The sequence below is a fragment of the Pedobacter sp. ok626 genome, from assembly GCF_900100435.1.
In the GTDB taxonomy this organism is placed as follows: Bacteria; Bacteroidota; Bacteroidia; order Sphingobacteriales; family Sphingobacteriaceae; genus Pedobacter.
On record NZ_FNEX01000011.1, the window covers coordinates 170,260 to 195,797 of the forward strand.

Annotated in this window: 24 protein-coding genes; 6 read left to right on the plus strand and 18 right to left on the minus strand. The window is 40.1% G+C overall.

The annotated features are described in order from the left end of the window. Nucleotide 1: 1 nt before the first annotated feature. Nucleotides 2-1,057, plus strand: coding sequence for an ABC transporter permease (locus BLS35_RS16130; RefSeq protein ID WP_090782909.1), 1,056 nt, complete (start codon nt 2-4; stop codon nt 1,055-1,057). After that, entirely contained in the window at nt 1,058-1,567 is a 510-nt protein-coding gene (locus tag BLS35_RS16135) for a shikimate kinase (RefSeq protein ID WP_090782912.1), read from the plus strand. 16 nt (nt 1,568-1,583) lie between these two features. Here BLS35_RS16135 and BLS35_RS16140 read toward each other — a convergent pair whose 3' ends face one another. From BLS35_RS16140 to BLS35_RS16210, 15 genes are all read right to left on the minus strand, one after another. Then, nucleotides 1,584-2,042, minus strand: a complete 459-nt coding sequence (locus BLS35_RS16140) for a DoxX family protein (protein WP_090782914.1) — start codon at nt 2,040-2,042, stop codon at nt 1,584-1,586. 89 nt (nt 2,043-2,131) lie between these two features. Next, nucleotides 2,132-2,941, minus strand: coding sequence for a tRNA pseudouridine(38-40) synthase TruA (truA, locus tag BLS35_RS16145; protein ID WP_090782916.1), 810 nt, complete (start codon nt 2,939-2,941; stop codon nt 2,132-2,134). A gap of 16 nt (nt 2,942-2,957) precedes the next feature. Then, nucleotides 2,958-4,922 (minus strand): beta-N-acetylhexosaminidase, encoded by a 1,965-nt coding sequence (locus BLS35_RS16150; RefSeq protein WP_090782918.1) that lies wholly within the window; start codon nt 4,920-4,922, stop codon nt 2,958-2,960. A 51-nt stretch (nt 4,923-4,973) separates the two neighbouring features. Next, on the minus strand, nt 4,974-6,386 hold the full coding sequence (dacB, locus tag BLS35_RS16155; protein ID WP_090782919.1) for a D-alanyl-D-alanine carboxypeptidase/D-alanyl-D-alanine endopeptidase: 1,413 nt from the start codon (nt 6,384-6,386) through the stop codon (nt 4,974-4,976). Nucleotides 6,387-6,466: 80 nt separating this feature from the next. After that, nucleotides 6,467-7,459, minus strand: coding sequence for an aspartate-semialdehyde dehydrogenase (locus BLS35_RS16160; RefSeq protein ID WP_090782921.1), 993 nt, complete (start codon nt 7,457-7,459; stop codon nt 6,467-6,469). A 151-nt stretch (nt 7,460-7,610) separates the two neighbouring features. Then, a complete protein-coding gene (locus BLS35_RS16165; RefSeq protein ID WP_090782923.1) occupies nt 7,611-8,489 on the minus strand; it encodes a sugar phosphate isomerase/epimerase family protein in 879 nt (292 codons plus the stop codon). Between the two features lie 11 nt (nt 8,490-8,500). After that, nucleotides 8,501-9,382: a hydroxypyruvate isomerase family protein gene (locus BLS35_RS16170; RefSeq protein WP_090782925.1), complete on the minus strand. Its 882-nt coding sequence runs from the start codon at nt 9,380-9,382 to the stop codon at nt 8,501-8,503. Between the two features lie 14 nt (nt 9,383-9,396). Beyond that, nucleotides 9,397-10,623, minus strand: a complete 1,227-nt coding sequence (locus BLS35_RS16175; protein WP_090782927.1) for a nucleoside permease — start codon at nt 10,621-10,623, stop codon at nt 9,397-9,399. Between the two features lie 32 nt (nt 10,624-10,655). After that, nucleotides 10,656-11,351 (minus strand): 3-keto-disaccharide hydrolase, encoded by a 696-nt coding sequence (locus BLS35_RS16180; protein WP_090782929.1) that lies wholly within the window; start codon nt 11,349-11,351, stop codon nt 10,656-10,658. A gap of 49 nt (nt 11,352-11,400) precedes the next feature. Continuing rightward, on the minus strand, nt 11,401-12,858 hold the full coding sequence (locus BLS35_RS16185) for a Gfo/Idh/MocA family protein (protein WP_090782932.1): 1,458 nt from the start codon (nt 12,856-12,858) through the stop codon (nt 11,401-11,403). Nucleotides 12,859-12,899: 41 nt separating this feature from the next. Further along, nucleotides 12,900-13,310, minus strand: a complete 411-nt coding sequence (locus BLS35_RS16190) for a c-type cytochrome (protein ID WP_090782935.1) — start codon at nt 13,308-13,310, stop codon at nt 12,900-12,902. Between the two features lie 103 nt (nt 13,311-13,413). Continuing rightward, complete coding sequence (locus tag BLS35_RS16195) at nt 13,414-14,472, minus strand: sugar phosphate isomerase/epimerase family protein (protein ID WP_090782937.1); 1,059 nt, start codon at nt 14,470-14,472, stop codon at nt 13,414-13,416. Between the two features lie 6 nt (nt 14,473-14,478). Next, nucleotides 14,479-15,639 carry a Gfo/Idh/MocA family protein gene (locus tag BLS35_RS16200; protein WP_090782939.1) on the minus strand — a complete coding sequence of 387 codons (1,161 nt, stop codon included), beginning with the start codon at nt 15,637-15,639 and terminating at the stop codon, nt 14,479-14,481. After that, nucleotides 15,639-17,342 carry a GMC oxidoreductase gene (locus tag BLS35_RS16205; protein WP_090782941.1) on the minus strand — a complete coding sequence of 568 codons (1,704 nt, stop codon included), beginning with the start codon at nt 17,340-17,342 and terminating at the stop codon, nt 15,639-15,641. Before BLS35_RS16205 ends, BLS35_RS16200 begins: the two co-directional genes overlap by 1 nt. A gap of 21 nt (nt 17,343-17,363) precedes the next feature. Further along, nucleotides 17,364-18,053: a gluconate 2-dehydrogenase subunit 3 family protein gene (locus BLS35_RS16210; RefSeq protein ID WP_090782942.1), complete on the minus strand. Its 690-nt coding sequence runs from the start codon at nt 18,051-18,053 to the stop codon at nt 17,364-17,366. Between the two features lie 263 nt (nt 18,054-18,316). Here BLS35_RS16210 and BLS35_RS16215 point away from each other — a divergent pair, with 263 nt between their 5' ends. After that, a complete protein-coding gene (locus BLS35_RS16215) occupies nt 18,317-19,261 on the plus strand; it encodes an NAD-dependent epimerase/dehydratase family protein (RefSeq protein ID WP_090782944.1) in 945 nt (314 codons plus the stop codon). 59 nt (nt 19,262-19,320) lie between these two features. Then, nucleotides 19,321-20,046, plus strand: a complete 726-nt coding sequence (locus BLS35_RS16220; protein ID WP_090782947.1) for a YebC/PmpR family DNA-binding transcriptional regulator — start codon at nt 19,321-19,323, stop codon at nt 20,044-20,046. Between the two features lie 11 nt (nt 20,047-20,057). On the opposite strand, the gene BLS35_RS16225 is transcribed toward BLS35_RS16220, so the two are convergent. Further along, a complete protein-coding gene (locus BLS35_RS16225) occupies nt 20,058-20,843 on the minus strand; it encodes a carboxylesterase family protein (protein ID WP_090782948.1) in 786 nt (261 codons plus the stop codon). 167 nt (nt 20,844-21,010) lie between these two features. Here BLS35_RS16225 and BLS35_RS16230 point away from each other — a divergent pair, with 167 nt between their 5' ends. Next, the gene (locus BLS35_RS16230) at nt 21,011-21,664 is read left to right on the plus strand and encodes a putative polyvalent protein kinase domain-containing protein (protein WP_090782950.1); all 654 of its coding nucleotides are present in this window, start codon (nt 21,011-21,013) and stop codon (nt 21,662-21,664) included. Here BLS35_RS16230 and BLS35_RS28395 read toward each other — a convergent pair. Next, nucleotides 21,659-21,847, minus strand: a complete 189-nt coding sequence (locus BLS35_RS28395) for an RNA polymerase sigma factor (protein WP_371328250.1) — start codon at nt 21,845-21,847, stop codon at nt 21,659-21,661. The two genes, BLS35_RS16230 and BLS35_RS28395, sit on opposite strands and share 6 nt — an antisense overlap. Before the next feature lie 636 nt (nt 21,848-22,483). Here BLS35_RS28395 and BLS35_RS16240 point away from each other — a divergent pair. Beyond that, entirely contained in the window at nt 22,484-22,930 is a 447-nt protein-coding gene (locus tag BLS35_RS16240) for a hypothetical protein (protein WP_090782953.1), read from the plus strand. A gap of 287 nt (nt 22,931-23,217) precedes the next feature. Here BLS35_RS16240 and bglX read toward each other — a convergent pair whose 3' ends face one another. After that, entirely contained in the window at nt 23,218-25,533 is a 2,316-nt protein-coding gene (bglX, locus tag BLS35_RS16245; RefSeq protein ID WP_090782955.1) for a beta-glucosidase BglX, read from the minus strand. Nucleotides 25,534-25,538 lie beyond the last annotated feature (5 nt).

Sequence of the window (25,538 nt, forward strand, 5' to 3'; positions counted from 1 at the left end):
TATGTTTCAATACGCCATCAAAAAAATCTTATATGGATTTGCCGTAATGGCAGGCGTTATTGTAGTGGTGTTTTTTTTGTTTAACATATTGCCTGGTGATCCCGCAAGAATGACTATGGGGCAGCGGGCAGATGTATCCTCTATTGAAGCTGTGCGTAAGGAATTTGGATTGGATAAATCTAAGCCTGCACAATTTTTCCTTTACCTGAATGATCTCTCGCCGCTTGGCATTCATGAAAATACAGAGGAAGGTAAAGAGAAATATCATTACGTAAAATTGATTTCATCTGGTGAGGAGGTATTGGCGCTTAAATGGCCATACCTGAGGCGTTCCTATCAAACAAAACGTGATGTAACTACTATCTTGTCCGAAACGGTACCCAATACCTTTATATTGGCCCTTACTGCAATGATATTTGCAACACTGATTGGGGTGTTTTTGGGTGTGCTTTCGGCAGTTCATAAAGATACCTGGATAGATAAGGCTGCAAATTCATTTGCCATTCTAGGTATTTCTGCACCCTCTTTTTTTGCCGGAATTATCATAGCCTGGCTGTTTGGCTTTGTATTGAGTGATTATACCGGACTCAATATGTCGGGCAGTTTATATAGCTATGATCCTTTTAAAGGCGAAGTCATGACCTGGAAAAACCTATGGTTGCCTATGGTCACTTTAGGATTAAGACCCTTATCTATTATCGTGCAGCTAACCAGAAGTGCCATGCTTGATGTACTGGCACAAGATTATATCCGTACCGCTAGAGCAAAGGGGCTAAGCCGAAATGTGATTATCTATAAGCACGCACTAAAAAATGCATTAAACCCCGTGATTACCGCGATATCGGGTTGGTTTGCATCTTTATTGGCAGGATCTTTCTTTGTAGAGTATATATTTGGATATAATGGACTCGGCCGTGCAACGGTAAATGCACTGGAAATGTCTGATTTTCCAGTTGTAATGGGCTCGATTCTTTTTATTGCATTCGTATTTGTAATAATTAATATCTTGGTAGATGTATTATATGCCTTTGTAGATCCAAGGGTGAAATTAGCATAAATGATGAAGATTTTTTTAATAGGTTTTATGGGCTGCGGAAAAAGCACAATGGGGAAAAAGCTAGCCGTAAAACTGGGATACGAGTTTATTGACCTTGATCATCAGATCGAGAAAAGTCTGGGAACAACAATAGCTACCTACTTTTCAACACATGGCGAAGAAGCTTTCAGAAAACTGGAAAGCGAAACCTTAAAGAACTTTGATTATCCTGCAAATGTAGTTGTGGCAACAGGCGGCGGCGCACCATGTTTTTATGATAATATGGAATGGATGAATACAAATGGTCTGTCCATATATATTGAAATGCCCGCTGCGGCATTGGCCAAACGTCTGGAAGGTGGAAAAGAAAAAAGACCCCTGTTGAGGGATCTTAATGAAGTACAAATGATCGAATTTATCGAAAGTAAACTCATTGAGCGGGATGTATTTTACAAACGCGCCCTTGTAACGGTAAATGGAATTAGCCTCACTGCCGATGCGATGAGGGCTATGATATTAAGCAGACAATAATTAATTGCCTAGCTATTTAATTTCTGAAAATGTCAGGTCTCTTCTTCATGGCCTGATCTACGGAGTACGGTCCTGAACCCACAATCCAAAACAACACCAGTAACAGCAATACAATGATGGATAACCATAACTCATTGTTAAGTGCTGAAAATCCGCGAGACAGGTTGACAAAGAATACCGCACATAGCAATATTGGAATTTGAATCACCGCCGCAAAGCGGGTCAGCAATCCAAGGGTAATAAAAAGCCCACCTACAAGATGCACAAAGCCAACAATATGCAGTCCTAAGCTCGACATGAAGCCAGAGAAACCATAAGTGTCGTTTTGCAAAATCATATCTTGAAGTGCAGCCGTATTGCTAACTATCGCAATACCTTTACTAAAGATGAGCAGGCCTAATACAATTCGGATAACATCCAGCCATTTGGCATGATGGACATCGCCCCAGTGCTCAATTTTTTGAATAACTGTCATACAGAACGCCTTCTTTTTAATGAAGTCCTCTATTAAAGTTAACGAAATTTAAGGAGAGAAACAATAGTAAAATATTAACAACAAGAGGTTTATAAACGTTCCCAGGTTAGGTCGGCCTGCATTTGTAGAACAGACGAAAACTGCTGTCTCGGTGGCAGATTCAAATAAGGATAAGTCACTTTAGATAAATAAAGCCCCTCGGGATGTGCAGGAGTGATCAAGTCTGGTGTTTTATTATTGATCAGGTAACTTTCAAACTCTTCTACGCTCAATACGCCTTTGCCAATTTTTAACAATTGTCCCATGATGATTCTGATCATTTTACTTAGAAAACGATTGGAGGAAATCTGGAAACGAAGGTGATCGCCATTCTCGTCAACAGATAGACTGGCAGACCTGACGTAGCAAAGGGTATGTTCGTACTTATCCGGACTGGTGCAAAAGGCTCGGTAGTCTTTATAATTTGGCAGTATGGCTGCTGCCTGCTTCATCTTGTCAAAATCCAGCTTATCTACTAAATAAAACGAACTCAGGCCATTCAAAAAAGGATTCTTATAAGTATGAATGAAATAGTCGTAGGATCGCTGTACCGCATCAAAACGGGCATGTTGCTGGCCATCCATTGGGATAATGTCAAAAATAGCGATGTTGCCCGGCAACACCTTATTCATCCTGAATATCAGGTCGAAATCCCAGGGCTGTTCCACATCCATATGAAAGAAAAACTGACTGGCATGTACACGTGCATCTGTACGGCCACAGCCATTAATAAATATAGGCGTTTTTAATACCTGGTTAAGCGCTTGCTCTATAACACCCTGTACATTCATTACCCCCGGCTGTTTTTGCCAGCCATTGTACTTTAATCCGTTATAGCCTATGTGAACAAAATATCTCAATCTCTTTCTTTTAATATTATTTCTTTCCTGCGCGTTTATTCAGTTCTTCAATTGGCATGTTCATCATTCTGCCAATAGGCGTTTTGCCCCGGTAAGTAATTACCTTTAGCATCGTTGCATCCTTCGGCGGTGTTAGTTTCTCGGTATACTTCGGATAAAACCGGTCGGGGAAGGAATTGTCAAAACTGTAGTAAATTTCTAATCCTGGCACCTCTGTACTCAATTCTATCTGTAGCTGCCTGTCAGCTGATCTGCTTACTTTAAAAATAGGATCATATACACTTGGCGCATATTTAGTCTCCGCCATGTCTAATCGTTTAAAATGCTGCTCTACTCTGCCAAAAAAGTTTAGCCAGTTTTTCTTGGCGGCTGGCGACCAAACCGATTCTGCAATAGCCATTCCCCTTGGCCAGGTCATGTATTCGGCCTGACGGATGTTGTATACCTGCTCTGCCCATAAATTGGCCTGGCCCCCTTTAATGTATTTAGGATCAACATCTGTCGGCACAGGCTCAAATTCGTAAGACTTGCTTAAACGGAGTGAAGCATATACCCTTGGTTCTGTTATTGCATCTGCCTGCATATAATCCAGATAAGCATAAGTGCTAGGACTCATTACTACCTCATGTTGCTTTTTAGCAGCCTCAATACCATATTTCATTCCCCTCCAACTCATTACCGCAGCACTTGGTGATAAGTCGCCATCCAGGATTTCATCCCAACCTATAAATTTCTTTCCTTTGGATTCCACGATCTTCTGTACACGCTTTTCAAAATAGCCCTGAACCTGGTGCATATCTTTTAATCCCTCTTTTTGCATTAAGGCTTTAATAGCATCATTTTTCTCCCAGAAATTGAAAGGAGCCTCATCACCCCCCATGTGGATGTATTCGAAAGGGAAAAGTGCAGCTACTTGTGTAATAACCGTATCTAGAAAAGTATATACTTTTTCATTAGCAGGACAAAGCGTATTGTCGACTAAAGCAGTAGGAGGGGCACCTCTAGACCAATCCATTATACGTTCACCAGAACGTACTTTGTAGTTCTCAGCACCCGGGGTGCAAGACAACTCAGGATAAGAAACAATTGCAGCCAAACTATGACCCGGGACATCAATTTCAGGTAGGATATTTACAAACCTTTCCTTTGCATACTGTACCAGTTCTTTAATGTCTTCCTGTGTATAAAAACCGCCATAATTACGTGGTTCATCAGCAGTAGGAGGGATGAAATTCCCAAACTCACCTACTTTTTTCACACTCCATGCACCCACCTCTGTTAACTTAGGTAAGCCTTTTATTTCTATTCTCCAGCCCTCATCATCTGTAAGGTGTAAATGAAGGATGTTGTATTTATAGCGCACCATCGCATTGATGTATTGTTTCACTTCATCCTTTGTAAAAAAATGACGGGCAACATCAAACATTAAGCCTCTCCAACCTAAGCGTGGGTAATCTGTAATTTCGACACAAGGCGCTTTCCAGTCTATTCCTTCCACAAGTTCCTTACTTTCAATAGCAGCAGGGAACAGCTGCAGCAAACTTTGTACGCCATAAAATAAACCAGCAGCATAGTTTGCCTTTATAGTAATGTGTTTTGGTGTTACAGATAGTTGATAACCTTCAGTGCCAAGTATTGGATCTGCTTTATCATTTAGAGATAGTTTGATGTTCGCAATTGCCGATTTGCTACTCATTGTTGATACAAAGCTGCCGGTAGGTACCGATAACCGTTCCTGTAGAAAAACAAGCAGCTGATGGGTTTCCGGTATAGCGGGACATTGTATGGTTACGTTGGCAGGTAAAGTAAAATGTCCTTCATGCTTAGCAACACTTACTGGCTCGGGTATTATGGAAATATCTTGAGGCAAATTAACAGGATCTGATATTTCTAATGGTATGGTGGTTTGTGCGACAGAAGTTTGACCGATGGCCGAATAACTGAATAAGAAAAAACACAAAAGGGAGAAGATATTCTTCATTAAATGAATTTTAGCGGATTATAAATTCTGGAAACGGATGCAATTTACCAATTACTTTAATGCATCCAATACCGTAAATAGTTTCTTGTTGATGCCTGAGCCTGAATAATTGTTGATATTGATAACGATGATGTACTTATTTCCGGCAGCACTGGTATGGTAACCAGCAAAGGCTGATACATTGTTTATAGTGCCACTTTTTATTTTCATGCCATTGTATTCTGGGAAGGCTTTGTAATAGTCACCAAACCAGGTTTCTTTCTGCGCTTGAAACAAAACATTAGCTACGGCCATTGTCGTAACACGATTTGCCGGCGATAGACCACTTCCATCTATAATGTTTAAAGCATTTTTATCTATGCCTTTATCAGCCCAAAATTTAATTTCCGCTATTGCACCATCGTTCGTTGTCGCCTCTTTACCAGATTTCATGGCGACTGCCTTCAATAAGGTCTCACCATATAGATTAATGCTTTTTTTTAAAAACCAGTAAGTGATCTCTGATAACGTCGGCGAAGTTAATGTGCTGATTTTTTGTGTGATCTCCGGAATAGGCTGATCGTTTAAAGCCATGATGCGCGTTGTAGTAGCCGATTGCGTTACACTAATCCCCGATAGCTTTAAACTATCTTGCAAACGGTATGCGCAATCAAAAGCGGGATCGGGTAGGGCAGCCGAAATGCTTGATTTGCCAATTCCTAATCCCCATGTGCCTCTTACGTAAGCAACAGAACCATAAGGAGGTAAGAAGACATAGGCTTGGTCTCCAGTACCCGGAGCCCCAGTTTTGACCTCGTTGACAATTTTTAAATATGGGATTTCTGGGACTGTTTTTAATAATTTCGCAGCATCATTTAGGTTCGCCCCTGTTTTTAAATAGAGGTCAAACTGATTCTCACGCCAAGACAATCCAGAGGTGCCTGCCCCATAATAATTCCCCATGTCTTGCCAAGTCCAGCCTTCGGGAGTAGTTTGCGTGCCGAATATGCGGTCATCGCCAATAATAGTCCCTTCAATCTTTTTTATGCCTGCTTTTTTGATTGCTGTAACCCATTCTGTGAGAACTACCTTTTCCTTATTCTGGTATCTATCCGAACCCAAAGTAGGGTCGCCACTTCCAATAATGACCAAGTCTCCTTTTAAAACCCCATCCTCAGTAATATTTCCGGTGTAAGCTAAAGTCGTCTGAAATTGAAAATCTTTACCAAGTACACTAAATGCTGTGGCAGCAGTAATAACTTTTAAGGTAGAGGCTGTTGCCAAACCTGTCTGCTCGTTACGAGTAAACAGCGGCTTTCCGGTATTGGCATCCAAAACACAAAGCGAAGAAATGGCATATTTGGTTTGAGGATCTGCCAGAAAAGAGTTGTAAGCTTTTTCCAGTTTCTGTATAGGGCTTTGTGCAAAAGAGAAACTACTGATGAAGAGTAGAAATAAAAAAGGTAATCCTGATCTTTTAGACATATGCTTTAAAAAAAAAAGTGATGTATGTATAACTGGTAAAAGCTATTCATACATCACTCTAACGTTTATAATTTATAAAATTATACGAGTTGGTTCTTTACAAGGTATTCAGCAATCTGAACAGCATTTGTTGCTGCACCTTTACGTAGGTTGTCAGCTACAATCCACATGTTCAATGTGTTTGGTAAAGATTCATCACGTCTGATTCTTCCCACAAATACCTCATCTTTCTCATGCGCATCTTTAGGCATCGGATATTTAAGGTTTGCAGGATCATCAACTAAAATGATACCTTCAGTATTTGCCAATAGGTTCTTTACTTCAGTTACATCAAAGTCGTTCTCAAATTCAACGTTTACCGACTCAGAGTGACCTCCCATTACCGGAATACGTACTGTTGTAGCCGTAACTTTAATGCTGTTGTCGCCCATAATTTTTTGGGTTTCCAAAATCATTTTCATCTCTTCTTTGGTGTATCCATTGTCCTGGAAAACATCAATCTGAGGGATCACGTTTAAATCGATAGGATAAGCATAGGCCATTGGACCGTCAGTTATTCCTTTACGCTCGTTCATCAATTGCTCAACAGCTTTCACACCAGTTCCGGTTACGGACTGATAAGTTGAAACAACAACGCGTTTGATCTTATATTTATCATGAAGTGGTTTTAAAGCCACCACCATTTGAATAGTTGAACAGTTTGGGTTTGCAATGATTTTATCATCAGCTGATAATTCACTTGCATTTACTTCAGGAACAACCAGCTTTTTCGACGGATCCATGCGCCATGCAGATGAATTGTCGATTACTGTAGTACCAACTTCAGCAAAACGAGGGGCCTCAGCTAATGAAGTGCTGCCACCTGCAGAAAACAACGCAATATCAGGTCTCATCGAAATCGCAGTCTCCATGTTTACAACAGCGTACTTCTTACCCTTAAATGTGATTTCCTTACCAACACTCTTCTCAGAGGCTACAGGGATCAATTCGGTTAACGGGAAGTTACGCTCTTCTAATACTTTTAACATTACGGTGCCTACCAGACCGGTGGCTCCAACTACTGCAATTTTCATCTTTTAATTTGTTGTTTTACTTGTTTTTAATTATTTAATCAATTGTATTTATGGTGAAATAATAAGTTTCCAAATATGGGTATTTTTTCAATCATAAAAAAGGGGAGTGGCTTTTGACAACCACTCCCCAATATCTTGTTAAGAATATCTCTTACTTAATCAGTTCGCGGTTTACATAATCAAAGCTTTGCTTAATGCTTACAAAAGGATCCTTCGAAAAGTTCTCTTGCTCCACAATTAAGTGCTCAAGTCCAGCCTGCTTTGCATGCTTGTAAATGTTCTTGAAATCTATGGTACCCGAACCAACCTCAGTATTTATACCGTTGTTAGCCTTATCCATATCCTTTACATGCCACATCGGGAAACGACCTGGGTATTTGTTGAATAGTGCAACAGGATCATTTCCTGAGCGTACTACCCAATACAAATCCATTTCAAATCTGATCAGGTTTTTATCTGTTTCATTTAAAAAGATTTCATAACCGGTAGTTCCACCTTCATGCTTTTCGAATTCAAAAGCATGGTTATGGTAAGCCAATTTTAACCCAGATTGTTTCACCAGTTCGGCTGCTTCATTTAAACGGCCTGCAACTTTCTTGTAATCTTCAAGCGACTTTCTTAGCGGTTCTCCTATGTGAGCAATGGTAAAATAACGATTGTTAACCGCTACAGCTCCTTCTATATATGGTTTTAACAAATCCTTGTTGCCAGTTTTGATGAATTCATCAAAACCAAAATGACCACTTGGCGTAGTTAAGCCATTTGCGGTAAGTAAGTTTTTAAATGATTTTGCATCCAGACCCCAGTAACCACCAGTTGGTGAAAAACCATAAGTCTCTACCTCTTTATATCCTGCCTTAGCAATTTTTTCTATTACACCTTTTACATCATTAGGAAGTTGATTCCTTAATGAATACAACTGTAGTCCAACTTTTCTCTTTGAGCCTGCCGCAAAAGAAATAGATGGTAGTAAAAGCGCTCCTGCTGCAGCAAGTCCCGCTTGTTTAATAAAAGTTCTTCTCGAGTTCATATACTTTCAATTTAAACGTCGCAAATATTTACGGCATCTCTTAATGATTTTATTTTATCTGCATATTTTGGAATAAATTCCTGTGCCACATAACCCTTAAATCCGGTTGCAAGGATTGCTTTCATAATGGCAGGGTAATATAATTCCTGGGTATCATCAATCTCATTTCTGCCCGGTACACCCGCAGTATGGTAATGAGAAATGTATGGGTGAAAAGTTTGGATATTACGGATCACATCTCCTTCATCAATCTGCATATGATAAATATCATATAGTAATTTGAAGTTTTCAGAGCCTAACTTTTTCGCCAGTTCTGCACCCCAGGCAGTATGGTCACATTGATAATCCTTGTGGTTTATTTTACTGTTTAATAGCTCCATTACCAGTACTACACCGTGCTTTTCAGCTAGTGGTAATACCTGTTTCAAGCCATCAACGCAGTTTTTAAGCCCGGTCTCATCATCTTTACCACGTCTGTTGCCGCTAAAGCAGATCAGTTGTGTATAGCCCGCCTCAGCAACTTTAGGAATCATTTCCGAATAGTTTTTAATCAGCGTAGCATGAAATTGCGGGTCATTCCAGCCATCCACTAAATTGATCTCCGCACCATTACACATAGATGAATATAATCCATGTTTTTTTAGTGTGGGCCAGTCTTTAGGGCCTACAAGGTCAATAGCTTTAATGCCAATTTTTTTTGCTTCGATGCACAAATCATCCAACTCCATCTTTCCAAAGCACCAACGGCATACCGAATGGTTTATATTTCCTTTTAGCATCGTGGATTTAGTCTGTTCCAGAGCAAAAGCGGGTATAGCCGCCGAAACGCCTAAAGCGGCGGTTCCGGCAACAATATTTTTCAGTGCAGTTCTCCTGCTTAGATTTTCACTCATTGGTTATTAAATAATTAAGCTTCAACTTTCTTTTTATCATTAAAAAAGAGCGTAAACAACAGGAATACTACAAATGCGATGCCCGAAGGAATGATCCAGATCATTTTCCAATCGAAAGCGCCTTCGCTGGTTTTGTAAGAGTCAGTGATTAGCCCTGCAACTTCAAAGCCAATAAGCATACCCACACCATAAGTTGCAAGGGTAATTAAGCCTTGCGCAGAGCTTTTATATTTTTCACCTGCAGCAGCATTCGTATAAATCTGTCCCGATACAAAAAAGAAATCGTAACAAATACCATGCAATGCAATACCAATGATCAGCATAAAGCTTAAATCGCTCGCATTACCATAAGCAAATAGTGCATAACGGACACCCCAGGCAAGCATACCTACTAAAATGGTCTTTTTAAAGCCAAATTTGCTAAAGAACACTGGTAATAATAATAAGAACAGCACCTCAGATACTTGTCCAATTGTCATTTTACCTGTAGGGTTTTCAAGGCCTACATTAGAAAGGAACGAATGCGCATTCTGATAGTAGAACGCTAGTGGAATACAGATCAGTATAGAAGAGATAAAGAATATGGCAAAGTTCTTATCTTTTAATAGCTTCAAAGCATCAAGACCAAGTATCTCTGATATTTTCACCTTTTCTCCTGATGCAACTTTAGGCGGAGTTTTAGGTAAAGTAAAGCTAAATAGACCTAAGATTAGAGACACAACTGCGCCCATCATGAAGGTATTTTTTAGTAAGCCTTCTTTTACACCCTGGTCAGTATCCCAATGAAATACATAGCTAATTAACAATCCGGCAGCTATCCAGCCAATAGTTCCCCAAACCCTAATGGTAGAAAATTCTTTTTCCGGATCTTTCATTTGGTTAAAGGATACCGAATTGACCAGTGCTAACGTCGGCATAAACAAAATCATGTAAGCCAGTACATATGGATAAAACCCATTGATGTCGGTAGCATTATACATCTGGTACATTAAAACGGCACCAACTAAATGTAAGATGCCTAGAATTTTTTCAGCATTAAAATATCTGTCTGCAATAAGCCCAATAATAAAAGGGGCAATAATGGCACCCCATGATTGAGTTGAAAAAACGGCGGCTGATTGACCACCAGTAGCACTAAGGTTGTGCCCAAGAAAGGTACCAAGTGTTACAAACCATGCACCCCAGATAAAAAACTCCAGGAACATCATGGTTGATAATTTGATGCGGTTATTTAAGTTCATGTTTGGTTATTTATTTCTTTTTTTTGGATCTATTATAGCTTTTTAATCATGATGTTGCGGTACCAAACTTCATTTCCATGATCTTGAAGTGCTATTTTTCCTGATTTGTAAGTTCCCCAATCTGGCCAGCTTGCAAACTTACTTCCGGCAACAAGCGATTTCCAGTTGTCGTCCCAAAGTGTAGTCGATACTACTTTTACGCCATTTAGGTATTGCTCCAGTTTACCATCTTTGCAAATGATTTCAGCTGTATTCCATTCGCCAACAGGTTTTACCGGCTCAGAACTGCTTTTAACAAGATCATACAAATCCCCTGAACGGTGTTTTGGTATTTTACCGTCGCTATGACCATCATTATCCAATACTTGCATTTCTAAACCCGTACTATAAGTTTGATGATATTTTGCTGGATCCTCCTTTACATAGTAAATGATACCACTATTGCCTTTAGGCGCAATTTTCCAATCTATTTTTAAATGAAAGTTGCTGTACTCATTGTCCGTTACTAAATCGCCACCGCCACTTTTATCTCCATTGGGATTGAAGTGTAAAGCGCCACCCTCAATAGTCCATTTAGAGCCTGCGGCAGTTTTACCGTAAGTATGCCAGCCTTTCGTTGTTTTACCGTCAAATATTTTAGTAAAACCTTTTTTGCCCGATTGAGCCTGAGCAACGCTTCCACCAAATAGTGCGGTTAACACAATGGCTGATAAGATATATTTTTTCATGTTCTTAGTTTTCTATCCTTGTTCTTTACGCTTTGTACTTTAATTCTGGTTAAACACCAAGCGACCATCCTTTACGGTATTCGCGTTTTACAAATTGATTCACGTCATCAAAATTGGTGATCTTCATGTTGGCATTGTCCCAAAGTAATTTAATGTTTCTGCCTGGATACTTAATTTTTCCTTCTGCATTTTTGCGTTGGATGTCAGTACCTCTAATCGCAAGATTAGCCATTAACAATGATTCTGTAAGCGGTCCTGCAATAGAGAATGGAGAGCTTAGCTCTTTTTTGCCATAACCAGCGATACAAGCATCAACCCATTGTGTGTAATGACCGTTAGCGCCATCTGGAACACGAGCAAATTTTTGTGCTACTTTGATATTCTCATTTCTGCTTAAAGGAATTAAACGTGGATTTGCACCATAAGTACTAGCCATCATTTTACCTTTTGTCCCAACAAACAAGGTGCCGTTTCCACCGTCGCCAAATGTATCGTTGGCGCCTAATTCTTCAGGCCTTTCAGGTTGTATACCACCGTCCATCCAATGTACAGTAACGTCACCCTTTGTTTTATTAGTCTTAGGGAATTTTAAAGTCACATGACTTGATGGTGGGCAGCTATCAGGGAAATACCCTCTTTTAAACTCATCAACATATACAGAACCAACGCTAGCCTGAACTTCAGTCGCGTATTTTAGATTTAAAACACTGAAAGGAGCTTCCAATAGGTGACAACCCATATCTCCTAACGCTCCGGTTCCGTAATCCCACCAGCCACGCCAGTTAAAAGGAACAAGTTTATCTACATAATCTTTATAAGGAGCAGTACCTAACCACAAATCCCAATCAAGATCAGCAGGTATTGGCGCTTTATTGGCCGACCATGGAATACCTTGCGGCCATACCGGTCTGTCAGTCCATGCATAGATAGTATGTACATCGCCAATTAAGCCGGCATCATACCATTCCTTCATTAACCTTGGACCATCATTAGAGGCACCCTGATTACCCATTTGCGTAACCACTTTATATTTTTCAGCTGCTGCAGTTAAAGCACGCGCTTCATAAATATCATGGGTTAAAGGCTTCTGAACATACACATGCTTTCCTAACTGCATAGCGGCAATAGCTTGTATAGCATGATTATGATCAGGGGTAGAAATAGAAACTGCATCAAAGTTCTTAGCCTCTTTTTCCAACATTTCACGGTAATCCCTATAATACTTTGCTTTTGGGAAAGCTTTTACGCTCGCCGCAGCTCTACTATCATGTACGTCGCAAAGGAATCCAATATCGGCTTTTCCGCTTTTATAGATACCGGAAATATCCGCTTGTCCTTTACCGCCAGCGCCTATACTTGCAGTAATAAGTCTATCGCTAGGGGCTAAAAAGCCTCTTCCACCCAAAACATGGCGCGGTACAATCATAAATGCCGATGCTGCGATAGCGGTGGTCTTTAGAAAGTTCCGCCTGGATGAAGATTCTTGATCTTTTTTTGTGTGGTCCATTTGTGTGTGGTTCTAGTTGTATGGTTCTTTTTGTGTGTTGTTTATTTTTTTAGCGATAAAATATAGCTAACCATTTTTTTCGCATCATCTTTACTTAAAGCTGAGTGTGGCGTCATAGGAACTTCACCCCATACTCCTTTACCACCTGCAATGATCTTATCCGCAAGATGATTTACATTTTCGTCATTTAAAGGGTATTTAGCTGCGATATCTACATATGCTGGGCCAATCACTTTTTGTACTTTGTTGTGACAGCCAATACAGTCAGATTTTGCAATCAATTTTTCTCCTTCGCCTTTAACCGCGGGAGCTTCAGCTGCTGGAGTCTCAGTAGTTGTTGCTGGGCTTTCAGTAGTTGTTGTAGTACTTGTAGTTGAAGAACGTTCTTCAGGACTTGAACATGAGGCCATTGCCAATACAAGGCAGCCTAGTGCTAATAGTGTTTTTTTCATCAGTTTAATTTGTCTTTAACGGTGATGAAGCTATCATGTGCTACCAAAAAAATATTCGTTTCGGTTTGTGTTCTGCAGCACATGATGGTTTCATTTTATTGTTTTATGGATTCAGGCCTAAAATCTTATTGTTGAAATTATCATCTCCACCGGAAGAAGCAAAATCATCAAAAGCCCTGTCTGTTACTTTAATAATATTCTTTTTAATAAATTCAGCACCTTCTTTGGCGCCAACCTGAGCATCTTTTATGCAGCATTCCCATTCCATTACTGCCCAACCCTTATAATCGTATTGTGCCAGTTTACTGAAAATGGTTTTGAAATCTACTTGTCCATCCCCAGGAGAACGGTATCTGCCGGCACGGTTGGCCCAACTTTGATAACCGCCAAAAGTACCCTGTTTACCTGTAGGATTAAATTCTGAATCTTTAACATGGAATGCTTTGATGCGCTCATGATAAAAATCGATGTATTGGATATAATCTAGTTGTTGCAATACAAAATGCGAAGGATCGTACAGCAGACAGGCGCGGGGATGGTTGTTTACCTTTTCAAGGAACATCTCGTAAGTGATGCCGTCAAACAAATCCTCTCCAGGATGTATTTCATAACAAACATCCACACCACAAGTATCAAATTCATTAAGGATCGGCATCCATCTTTTTGCCAGTTCCGTAAAACCTGCATCAACCAGGCCCTCAGGGCGCTGCGGCCATGGATGGAACATATGCCATAATAAGGATCCGCTAAAAGTAGCATGTGCATTTAAGCCAAGATTTTGTGAGGCTTTTGCTGCATACTTCATTTGTTGAACAGCCCATGCTGTTCTGGCTTTTGGATTGTTTTTATAAGCATCTGGTGCAAAAGCATCAAAGGCAAGGTCATAAGCAGGGTTTACTGCTACCAGCTGCCCCTGTAAATGAGTTGATAGTTCGGTAATCTCTAATCCGTACGACTGAACTTTTCCTTTCAGCTCGTCTGCATAAGTTTTACTTTCTGCTGCTTTTTGCAAGTCGATGAAACGTGCATCCAGTGTAGGCATTTGAATACCTTTAAATCCAAGGCCTGCTGCCCATTCGCAAATGGCATCCAATGAATTGAATGGGGCTTCATCTCCAATAAACTGGGCTAAGAAAACTCCTGGTCCTTTAATCGTTGTCATTGTTATTTATATTTTAAAATCAAACCATTTCTGGTCCGACTGGCTCGAAGCCACAGTGTTTTCAATAAAAGCCATTCCCCTGATGCCATCATCAACATTCGGGAAGTCGAGCATTGCTGCTGTCGGCGTTCCGCCTTGTAGTTTTGTTCTCAAAGTCAGCACAAAGTTTCTGTAGATATTTGCAAAAGCTTCAAGGTAACCTTCTGGGTGACCTCCCGGTACACGGGTATTGTGCTTCGCAACATCAGATAGATAAGCTTGTCCAGCACGATATATCTGTGCAGGTTGATCTAACCATTTAACAATTAAAGTATTCGGTTCCATTTGGTGCCATTCCAGACCACCTTTTTCTCCGTACATTTTGATTTTTAAGGCGTTTTCTTCACCAGCAGCAATTTGCGAGGCGACTAAAACTCCGTTTGCTCCGTTGTCAAACTTAAGCAGCACATTACCATCATCATCTAAACCTCTGCCTGGCACCACGATGTTCAGGTCAGCACAAAGTTTAGTAATCTTCAATCCAGAAATGTATTCCGCTAATTGCGCTGCATGAGTACCTATGTCTCCCATACAACCACTTTTTCCACTTTTTGCAGGATCAGTACGCCATGCTGCGCCAGCATTACCTTCACGCTCAGTAAGTGTGCTTAACCAGCCTTGAGGATACTCGACCATGATCTTTCTGATGGCACCCAATTGGCCTTCAGCAACCATATGTCTAGCTTGTTTTACCATTGGATAACCAGAGTAAGTATGCGTTAAGCATAAAATCAATCCTGTTTCCTTAACCTTTTGTTGCAATTGCTTAGCCTCATCAAGCGATAAAGCGATAGGTTTTTCAATCACCACATTAAAGCCATGATCAAGCGCCATCATTGCAGGAGCAAAATGGGCAAAGTTAGGCGTTACAATCGTTACAAAATCTATCCGTTTATCCGCAGGTAATTTACTCTCCTGCGTAATCATCTCTTCATAATTTAAGTAAGTCCTGTCCTCAGGAAGGAACAATATTTTACCAGATTCCTTGGCAACTTCAGGGTTAATACTCAATGCACCACAGCAGAATTCAACCTGCCCGTCAATATTTGCAGCTATACGATGAACGGCGCCGATAAAAGCATCTTTACCGCCACCAATCATGCCCATTCTAATTTTTCTATTCTCCATTAAAGGTTACCTTTTTTTAATTCACTAACTGCAAAATCACATGCTCTGGCCGTTAGTGCCATATAAGTTAATGATGGGTTCTGACATGCGGCCGAGCCCATGCATGATCCATCGGTTACAAAAACATTTTTTACTTCGTGCATCTGGTTCCATTTATTCAAAACAGATGTTTTAGGATCGTGGCCCATACGTGCTGTTCCCATTTCATGAATAGCCATACCCGGCGCAGAACCTTTGTCAAATGTTTGGATATCTTTAGCACCAGCAGCCTCCAGCATTTCTGCTGCATCATTCATCATGTCAACACGCATTTTGCGCTCGTTATCTTTAAACTCGCAATCGATGGCCAAAACAGGTTGTCCCCATTTGTCTTTTTTGCTTTTATCGATGTAGACTTTGTTTTCAAAATAAGGAAGTGATTCACCGAATCCACCTAAGCCCATATTCCATGAACCCGGAACGGTCATTTGATCTTTAAAATCACCACCAAAGGCCAACTCTGCTACATCAGCATGCCAGTTACCGCGACTTCCGCCGCCTTGGTAACCAAAGCCTCTTAAATAATCACGTTTATCATTACCCATGTTCTGGTACCTTGGAATATAAATTCCATTGGCCCTCTTTCCGTAGGTATATTTATCCTCAAATCCTTCTATTCTACCATTTGCACCGGTACGGAAATGGTGATCCATTAAATTATGTCCCAATTGTCCGCTGCCATTACCTAAACCGTTAGGATGCTCATCAGAAGTAGAGTTTAATAAAACGAAGGTGGTTCCTAGAGTTGATCCGTTTACGAATACAATCTTTGCAAAGAACTCAGTAGTCTCCATTGTTTCCGAATCGATAACTACTACACCTTTTGCTTTTTGGGTTTCTTTATCATAAATGATAGAGTTTACCAATGAAAACGGGCGTAATGTTAAGTTACCTGTAGCAACGGCGGCTGGTAGAGTTGACGATTGCGTACTAAAGTAGGCGCCAAAAGGACAACCTCTACTGCAAAGGTTACGGTATTGACATTTACCACGGCCGCCATGCTCAACCGTTAAGTTGGCTGTACGACCAATGGTCATGATCCGCGATTTATTCCATTTGGCTTCAATACGTTTCTTAACTTCCTTTTCTACACAATTAAATTCCATAGGAGGGAGGAATTGACCATCTGGCAATGCCGGCCAGTTTTCAGCGCGTCCGCTGATACCTGCAAATTTCTCTACATAATCGTACCAAGGGGCAATGTCTTTATATCTAATCGGCCAATCTACACCGTGACCATCTTTTAAGTTATCTTCAAAGTTCAGGTCACTGAAACGGTAGCTTTGTCTACCCCACATTAATGATTTACCACCAACATGAAAGCCGCGGTACCAGTCAAAACGCTTTACTTCAGTATAAGGGCAGTCGTGGTCATTTACCCAGAAGCTCTCATTAAATTCTGTATACGGATAATCTCTTTTTTGTACCGGATGGGTTTCTTTTTGCGCTTCGGTCAATTTACCCCTGTGCTCAAATTCCCAAGGCTTTTTCATAGCCGTGGTATAGTCTTTTATATGTTCAACGTTCCTGCCTCTTTCCAGCAATAAAACTTTTAAACCTTTTTCAGTTAATTCTTTTGCTGCCCAGCCGCCACTAATTCCAGATCCTACAACAATTGCATCATAAGTGTTCTGTGCTGTTGCTTTAACATTTAAATTGCTCATTATTTAATTATATAAAAAGGTTTACGACCAAACTTTCTGACCAGGTTTTAAATCTACGCAACCATCGTAGCGACCCGGAATTTCAACAAATGCATAAGCCTGAGTGGCTCCAATTTCTGATGTGAAATAACCCAGTAGGGTAAGGTCTCTGATGATAGAAAAGAAACGCGGTTCCGTTTTAGGAGGATCCTTAGGAAGTATCGAAATCGTGCCGGTACCCTCGGTGGCTGATTTTGCCTGATCTACAGGGTTTGTCTTCTGTCTATCTCTTTCAGCTTGTTCCTGTTTGTCAAGATTTTCCTTTTCTGCTTTGGTAGCAGCAACGGTTACGTCCCTAAGTTTACCTAGCAATTCCTGACGTTGAGCTACGGTTAGTTCCAGGAAGGATTTTTTATATTCATCCTTCGCTTGCTTGTCCAGATCTTCAAGGCCTTTAACAAAAGCTTTTTGTGCATCGTCCGGGTAACAATCCTTTATCATCATCGCAATGAACGGTCCAACACCCGCCGCTTTTGCGCCAGGAGAACTCGTTGTAGGAATGATAATGTCTGCGACCTCAGTAATCAGTTTTTGCTGATCTTCCGTAAATAAACTGCCTTTTGCCTTAGTGGTTGGTGAATTGCAACCCTCCAGAAATACGCCAATTGTAGTTGCCGATAACGCGCCCCCCATTAAAAAGGCAACGTTTCTCACTGCTTCTCTTCTGTTCATATTTGGTTGTTATTGTGTGTTTAAACTGCGTTTTGTTTTGTAATATTAAGCAAAATAAAATAGTTAGTGTCATAAATACACCATAAAGTAAATATATAATGTTTTTGTTACTAAATCAACTTTTTAACAATTAGTTGTATAGAGGGATTTGAAAATAGCCCAGCAATACGCTGTAAATAATCAACTATAAATTTTGGTTGCTACGAACATTTTTGAATAGGTTTGTTCATTTATTTACCTTTGCCAAAATCCATAAATTATTTATGAGTGAAAAAATATTAGTATTAGGTTCTAATGGCCAGATCGGCACTGAACTAGTTACTGCCTTACGTAAAGCATATAGTGAAGATAATGTAATTGCCTGCGATATCCGCAGACCTGATTATGATATCAAAAATTCTGGACCTTTTGAGTTTGTAAACGTACTTGAAAAGGATACCTTAAATAACATCTTTCAAAAATATAAGCCAACACAGGTATACCTGCTGGCTGCGTTACTGTCGGCCACAGGCGAGCAAAATCCAAAGCTAGCCTGGGACTTAAACATGAACGGGTTATTGAATATTTTAGACCTGGCCATTACTTATAAAACAGCAAAGGTTTACTGGCCTAGCTCTATTGCGGTGTTTGGGCCAAATTCGCCTAAAGACTTAACTCCGCAGTTTTGTGTGATGGACCCAAATACAGTATATGGAGTAAGTAAACTTGCCGGTGAGCGCTGGTGCGAATACTACTTTAATAAGTATGGTCTGGATGTACGTAGTATCCGTTACCCTGGACTGATTAGCTGGAAGGCTGCCCCAGGTGGAGGTACAACGGATTACGCGATTCATATCTTCCATGACGCGTTGATGAAAGGAACTTATGCTTCTTTTTTAAATGCAGCAACAGAATTACCGATGATGTATATGGATGATGCAATAAGGGGAACTATTGAATTGATGGACGCAGAATCGAGTAAAATCTCTATCCGTTCTAGTTATAATTTTACAGGTGTAAGCTTTACGCCTGAGATCCTTGCTGCTGAAATCAGAAAGCATATTCCAGAATTTACCTTAACTTACACCGATAATGATCCACGTCAGCAAATTGCAAATAGCTGGCCAAGGTCTATAGATGACAGTTACGCGGCTAAAGACTGGGGTTGGAAACCAGAATTTGATTTAGCAAAGCTGACAATAGACATGTTAAAGAACTTAAAAAAATAAAGTATCTGGTCAAAGGGGGATCCTGTCGACTAAGAGAAAGTAAAAAATAAAAATAGAAAATGGGAAGAGCATTTGAATTTAGAAAAGAAAGAAAATTTAAGCGTTGGGCCAAAATGGCCGTGCAGTTTACCAGGATAGGTAAAGAGATCGTAATGGCTGTAAAGGATGGCGGTGCTAGTCCTGATACCAATTCGCGTTTACGTACCGCAATCCAGAATGCCAAGGCAGTAAATATGCCTAAGGATAGGGTAGATGCTGCAATCAAACGTGCTTCTAATAAGGATGAGAATGGATACGAAGAGTATGTATACGAAGGTTATGGACAGCATGGTGTAGCTGTGCTTATCGAAACTGCTACAGATAATACCAACAGAACAGTTGCTAACGTACGTAGCTACTTCAATAAAACTGGTGGTACTTTGGGTAAAACAGGATCATTAGATTTCATCTTTAACCGCAAGTCGATCTTTAGATTTATCCCTGGAGAAAGAGATCTGGAAGAATTGGAGTTTGAATTGATCGATGCTGGTTTAGAAGATTTATATCTTGAGGCTGATGAAGAAGGAAATGATATTGCAGTAGTACAAACTGCATTTGAGGACTTCGGAAAAATGCAAAAAGCGCTAGAAGATCTTGGTGTAGAAATGAAAAGTGCTAAACTGGAACGCATCGCTTTATCACATACTGCTGTAACTGAAGAGCAGGCAGCTGATGTTTTCAAATTAATTGATAAACTGGAAGAGGACGATGACGTTCAGGCCGTTTATCACAATATGGCTGAATAGCTTTAATAAAGCTATTTATGCTTAGAAAATAACCACGGCAATAATTCGGGCTCTGCAAAGGCAGAGTCCCAGCTGTTGTGGTTCGCATTAGGGTATAGGGTTAGCTTAACAGGACTGCCTAGTACTTTTAACTGATCAGCGATGCTTGTTGAATATAGAACAGGGACCACATCGTCTTTCTCCCCATGAAATATCCACATTGGCGTATTTTTATACTTTTGGACATTAGCCACGTTATCACCTCCACAAATCGTAAATGCAGCAGCAAATAGTTTAGGTTTGCGTCTTAGTAATTCGTAAGTGCCCATTCCCCCCATTGATAATCCAGCCGCATATACTTGATGTTTATCTACGTAAGGTTTTTTAGCGAAATTATCTATCATGGCCAATAAGGCTTGCATAGCTTTACTCGGTTGGCCTGCTTCCTGGAAAAGGAATTCTCTATTGCCTGTAGCATCTTGTTTAAACTCTACATTAGACCAGAAGCTGTCAGAGCTGCATTGCGGAAATACAATAATCGCAGGAAACTGTTTTCTTACTTCTTCCTTCAAAAATAAGCCCCCTCCATGGGTCAGCTGACTTTGGTTATCATTACCTCTCTCTCCACTTCCGTGTAGGAAGAAAAGGATTGGATACTTTTTGGTGCGGTCAAAATTTTCAGGAAACAGCACTCTGTAGCTAATACTGTCCTTTCCCTTTATAAAAGTAACTCTCTCGTATTTTGTTAAATCTTGAGCTTTACTGTTTAAACCGTAAGACAGGAGAATGATGGAGAAGGTTAGTTGGAGCTTGTTCATTTAACTAAATTATCGAATTCTGCTGGCTTCTACAATACTCTGGTGATGGGTGTTGTATCTTCAGCAGATTTATCTGAACTTGTAACTCCTTGACAAGGGGGGCGCTGACATCGCCTCTTTGTTAGTTTCATCAATAAAAAATCGTATATTTGTGTAATAAATCCTTAATGAAGCAAATTAAAGATGAATTACAGAGTATCATTATCGAAAATGGACAGGATGGCTACAGAAGCCAACTCAAAAAAGTCCACAATTTCCTTAGAGGAAATGCGAAAACAGGCTCAAAACCTGAAGAACAAAAGCGTCTCAAAAGTGAAGAAGAACAACTCCTGATTGAGTTTGCTAAAAAAGAGAATCTTATCTTTTCTGGGGATATATCAGAAGATTTATTCATAAGCGAAGGAGCTGAACAAAGGGTTTACCGTTTTGATAATCATAGTGTGATCAAACTTAACGGGAGCGTCTTTTACGAATATTGGTTAGACTATTTTAGCAGCCTGCTGATTCATAATTATTTTTTTAAATCAACCCTATATGAATTTCTCGGTTTTAAAATAATTGACAATGCTCTTTTTGCGGTTGTCAAACAAGACTTTATTCTAGCTACGGAAACAACTGACCTGAAGGCGCTAAGGTCTTTCCTTGAATATAATCAGTTTGACCACGTGCGGAACAATGATTATCAAAATGCTAAGTTGGGTATCATTTTTGAAGATTTGCATGATGAAAATGTTCTTTGTTGTGATGGCTTACTTTATTTTATCGATACAGTATTCTACATTACACCAAATTTCTACAGCGAACAGAACTTAATTTCATAGCTTTCTATTAAACCCTTTATATTTCAAAAACTCTTTTCGCATAAAACGAACTGCGCGGCTCATTTGTACCTTTGCATTATTTTCTGAAATATTAAGAATTGCTGCGATCTCGCTAAATTTATACTCTTTTTCTAAGCGCATAAGTACAATGTGCTGTCCACGCTGTGGAAACTTTTGTGTAATCCAGTATTATATTTTCTTCAATCATAACGTACAAAAAAATGCATACCTATAAAAGATTACGTTATGATTGAAACTTTTGTTGTTTTTGGTAAACATTCAATTATACTAGAAGTTTATGATCGAAGAATTAATTACTCGTTCTGGGAATTTGGTAATCAATTTCTACAAATGGATGCGATTTGAAAAATTACTTAATTAAATCTATAGTTAATTTTTTAGATATTTTTTTTATTTAAAGTTTCTAATGATATTTGGCTAGAGGTTATAGCCCTGAATTTAGACCAAAATATCAAGCCAATGAACTAAAGAAATATAAACAACCTATCAATTACTTCTTAAATGAGGTATTAATTTAAAGAGTCTCGAATGCTCAAATTCTCACAATTAATGAACCGAGGCAATAGATTAAACCCATAACAAATATTGTTGTACTTTTGACGGTGCGCTATAGTGTTATGGGGCTATTGTAATCCGTGTTCAAGGTCGTGAGAAGCCGAGCGTTGCGGATTTACTTTAGGCCCCTAATACTAAGCGCATCTTCATTTTTAACCCGATCTGTGGTTAAAACCGATCTCTAAGCCTACTGCTAAAATCTCGCGAGGGACTCCTATTATCAACTGTTTAACAAACAATAATATGGAACTCAACGACGAAGAAAACAACGAAAGCCTTTATTTTATTCTGGAACCAAATGCCGAAACGGACATCCCTGTCCATGTAGTTTTTGATGACGCATTTGCCGCTAAAGCCTATTTCAACAGGTTTCGAACATTTAGCGATGCTCAGATTCTGGAATGCCGCCTTAACCCAGGTTTTTACACCGATATCACCAGGGACTGTTATTTTATCCAGCTAGAGAGAAATTCCGATGTATATGTGATTTCACTGGCCAATGACCTGCAGCGATCTGAACTTGCCATCAAGGAGCATTACTTTTTTGAAGGAGATCAAATTTGCATTTATCTGATGGCATCATGCGAAGAGGAGGCTGTAAAAGCGGCTCGCAAGATACGTGATAAGGCTATTGCAAACAATGAGTTTGTAAGCAAGCAGAGTTTAGGGCAAATTTTGGGAAGAGCCTGAAATGGCTTTGTCAGGCAATGAAATAAATAGGGGATAAATAGGGAATAAGTAGAGGTAAAATAGGGGGTTGCTTTAGCCTTGCTTTAGGGTTGGCTTAGGGTTGCTTTACCCTTGACTTACCCTAGGGGTAAAGCAACCCTAAAGCAAGGGTAAGGCAACCCTAAGGCAACCCGCTACTCATTCCCTATTTATCCCCTACTTATTCCCTTGTCATTGCAGAAGCATGCCTTGTCCTGATATTACTTGTTGATTTAGGCTAACTCCACCTAGGTTCAGGCTAGTTATTCCTAATTTTGTTTGTTTAGAGGTGATAAAACAAATTTCGTTTCCATTACATCTCTGGAATTGCCTCCGATATAGATTTTGAAATCACCAGGCTCGGCAATAAATTTTAAAGCAGTATTGTAGAATTTCAAATCCTCTTCAGTGATTTTAAAAATTACTGTTTTACTTTCTCCGGGTTTTAAACTGATTTTTTGAAAAGCTTTCAGCTCTTTAACGGGGCGGGTAGAGCTGCCTACAAGATCCTGAATATATAACTGCACGACTTCTTTGCCTTCGAAAGCTCCTGTATTTTTTACCTCAATACTGGCAATGATGGATTCACCAGTTTTAAAGCTGGTTTTGCTTAGTTTTAAATTGCTGTAAGCAAAAGTAGTGTAACTTAAGCCGTATCCAAATGGATAAAGCGGATCGTTGCTTACATCAAGGTAATTGGAACGGAATTTACTAAACCATTTGCCCTCTTCTAATGGCCTACCTGTACTTTTGTGTGCATAATATAGCGGAACTTGACCTACATTTTGAGGGAAGGTCGCCGTCAGTTTTCCAGATGGGTTTACTGTGCCAAACAAAACATCTGGAATAGCATTCGCAGCTTCAGTACCGCCAAACCAAACATTTAAAATCGCAGGTACATTTTCATTTTCCCATTTCAAAGCCAAAGGTCTGCCGGTAAATAAGACTAGCACCATCGGTTTACCCGTTTTAAGTAAAGCCTGCAACAAATGTTTTTGTACCTCAGGGATTTCAATATTTGTTCTGCTGGAGGCCTCACCACTCATCTCTGAGCTTTCGCCCAATGCAGCGACCACTACATCAGCTTGTTGAGCTAGTTTTACAGCTTCAGCGATAATTTCTGCTTCAGGACGATTATCGCGTGGGATATCCCGGCCAAACATAGTTCCCCTTTCCTGGTATTGAGCATCAGCAAGCAAATTAGAGCCTAGACTATGTAAGATTTTAACTTCGGTACCTGCTGCTGCCTGCATTCCTTGTAAAAGAGATTTGGTGTTGGCCAAGTCGCTATTTACACTCCAGGTGCCTGGCATATTGGAACCAGTATTGGCTAAAGGTCCTATTAAAGCAATGGTGCCAGTTTTTTTTAAGGGTAGGATCTGTTGGTCATTTTTTAAAAGCACAAAAGACTCGCTAGCTGCTTTCCGGGCAAACGCAAGGTGTTCTGGTTTTAGAATCTCTGTTTTTGCTCTTTCTTCATTGCAATAACGGAAAGGATCCTCAAACAAGCCAAGTTTGTATTTGGCTTCCAGTACAAGGCGACAAGCCTCGTCAACCCTTTGTTGTTTTACCTTGCCTTGCTGAACTGATTTTTTAAGCGTGGTTAAAAAGCCTTCGCCAACCATATCCATATCTACGCCTGCATTTAAAGATAAAGCCGAAACAGTTTGAAGATCACCCAGACCATGGTCTATCAATTCGTTTACGGCAGTATAATCGGTAACAACCATACCTTTAAAACCCCATTGCTTGCGCAATAGATCCGTCATTAACCATTTGTTGGCCGTTGCCGGAACACCATTGATGTCGTTAAAAGAAGTCATAATGCTACCCGCTCCAGCATCAAGGGCAGCTTTGTAAGGTGGCAAATACTCATTGTACATACGATCCAGACTCATGTCTGTTGTGTTGTAATCCCTTCCTGCCTCTGCAGCGCCATATAAAGCAAAATGCTTTACACAGGCCATCATGGTATTGTATTTCGAGAGATCATCGCCCTGGTAGCCTTTAACCATTGCCTTTGCAATTTGTGATCCGAGGTAGGTGTCTTCTCCGGAACCCTCAGAGATACGGCCCCAGCGTGGATCCCTGGAAATATCGACCATAGGGGAGAAGGTCCAGTTTATTCCGTCGGCAGTGGCTTCAATAGCAGCAATGCGGGCTGTTTTTTCTATTAATGCCATATCCCAGGTACAGGAAAGGGCAAGTGGAATAGGGAAGGTGGTTTTATAACCATGAATCACATCCTGACCAAATATAATGGGTATTTTTAGTCGGGTTTGTTGAACTGCAATTTCCTGCGCCCGACGGATGCGCGAAGGAGTAGTCATGCTGAAAATGCCGCCTACCTGTCCTTTTTTTATCTTGCTTTCCACATCTGTACTTACAGCAGATCCAGTGGTGGCTTCACCTCCTGTCAGTAAATTTAGCTGCCCTATTTTTTCATCTAGTGTCATTTTCGACATCAGGTTGTTGAGGAAAGTGTCCATTTTTTTGTTGGTCGAAGGAACTGCCTTTTTCTGTTGCCCAAAACCGGTGTTAACGGCCAGGAGCAGGGATAGGGAAAGTAAGGATAGGAATTTCATTATGT

Bases quoted from the DNA above. Each gene is read 5' to 3' on its own strand.
- BLS35_RS16190 (WP_090782935.1), bottom strand. From the start codon at position 13,310: ATGAAAAAAACACTATTAGCACTAGGCTGCCTTGTATTGGCAATGGCC.
- BLS35_RS16165 (WP_090782923.1), bottom strand. From the start codon at position 8,489: ATGAACTCGAGAAGAACTTTTATTAAACAAGCGGGACTTGCTGCAGCA.
- BLS35_RS16205 (WP_090782941.1), bottom strand. From the start codon at position 17,342: ATGAGCAATTTAAATGTTAAAGCAACAGCACAGAACACTTATGATGCA.
- BLS35_RS16200 (WP_090782939.1), bottom strand. From the start codon at position 15,639: ATGGAGAATAGAAAAATTAGAATGGGCATGATTGGTGGCGGTAAAGAT.
- BLS35_RS16220 (WP_090782947.1), top strand. From the start codon at position 19,321: ATGGGAAGAGCATTTGAATTTAGAAAAGAAAGAAAATTTAAGCGTTGG.
- BLS35_RS16130 (WP_090782909.1), top strand. From the start codon at position 2: ATGTTTCAATACGCCATCAAAAAAATCTTATATGGATTTGCCGTAATG.
- dacB (WP_090782919.1), bottom strand. From the start codon at position 6,386: ATGTCTAAAAGATCAGGATTACCTTTTTTATTTCTACTCTTCATCAGT.
- BLS35_RS16225 (WP_090782948.1), bottom strand. From the start codon at position 20,843: ATGAACAAGCTCCAACTAACCTTCTCCATCATTCTCCTGTCTTACGGT.
- BLS35_RS16195 (WP_090782937.1), bottom strand. From the start codon at position 14,472: ATGACAACGATTAAAGGACCAGGAGTTTTCTTAGCCCAGTTTATTGGA.
- BLS35_RS16240 (WP_090782953.1), top strand. From the start codon at position 22,484: ATGGAACTCAACGACGAAGAAAACAACGAAAGCCTTTATTTTATTCTG.
- BLS35_RS16175 (WP_090782927.1), bottom strand. From the start codon at position 10,623: ATGAACTTAAATAACCGCATCAAATTATCAACCATGATGTTCCTGGAG.
- BLS35_RS16180 (WP_090782929.1), bottom strand. From the start codon at position 11,351: ATGAAAAAATATATCTTATCAGCCATTGTGTTAACCGCACTATTTGGT.
- BLS35_RS16160 (WP_090782921.1), bottom strand. From the start codon at position 7,459: ATGAAAATTGCAGTAGTTGGAGCCACCGGTCTGGTAGGCACCGTAATG.
- BLS35_RS16135 (WP_090782912.1), top strand. From the start codon at position 1,058: ATGATGAAGATTTTTTTAATAGGTTTTATGGGCTGCGGAAAAAGCACA.
- BLS35_RS16230 (WP_090782950.1), top strand. From the start codon at position 21,011: ATGAAGCAAATTAAAGATGAATTACAGAGTATCATTATCGAAAATGGA.
- BLS35_RS16140 (WP_090782914.1), bottom strand. From the start codon at position 2,042: ATGACAGTTATTCAAAAAATTGAGCACTGGGGCGATGTCCATCATGCC.
- BLS35_RS16170 (WP_090782925.1), bottom strand. From the start codon at position 9,382: ATGAGTGAAAATCTAAGCAGGAGAACTGCACTGAAAAATATTGTTGCC.
- bglX (WP_090782955.1), bottom strand. From the start codon at position 25,533: ATGAAATTCCTATCCTTACTTTCCCTATCCCTGCTCCTGGCCGTTAAC.
- BLS35_RS16210 (WP_090782942.1), bottom strand. From the start codon at position 18,053: ATGAACAGAAGAGAAGCAGTGAGAAACGTTGCCTTTTTAATGGGGGGC.
- BLS35_RS16185 (WP_090782932.1), bottom strand. From the start codon at position 12,858: ATGGACCACACAAAAAAAGATCAAGAATCTTCATCCAGGCGGAACTTT.
- BLS35_RS16150 (WP_090782918.1), bottom strand. From the start codon at position 4,922: ATGAAGAATATCTTCTCCCTTTTGTGTTTTTTCTTATTCAGTTATTCG.
- BLS35_RS16215 (WP_090782944.1), top strand. From the start codon at position 18,317: ATGAGTGAAAAAATATTAGTATTAGGTTCTAATGGCCAGATCGGCACT.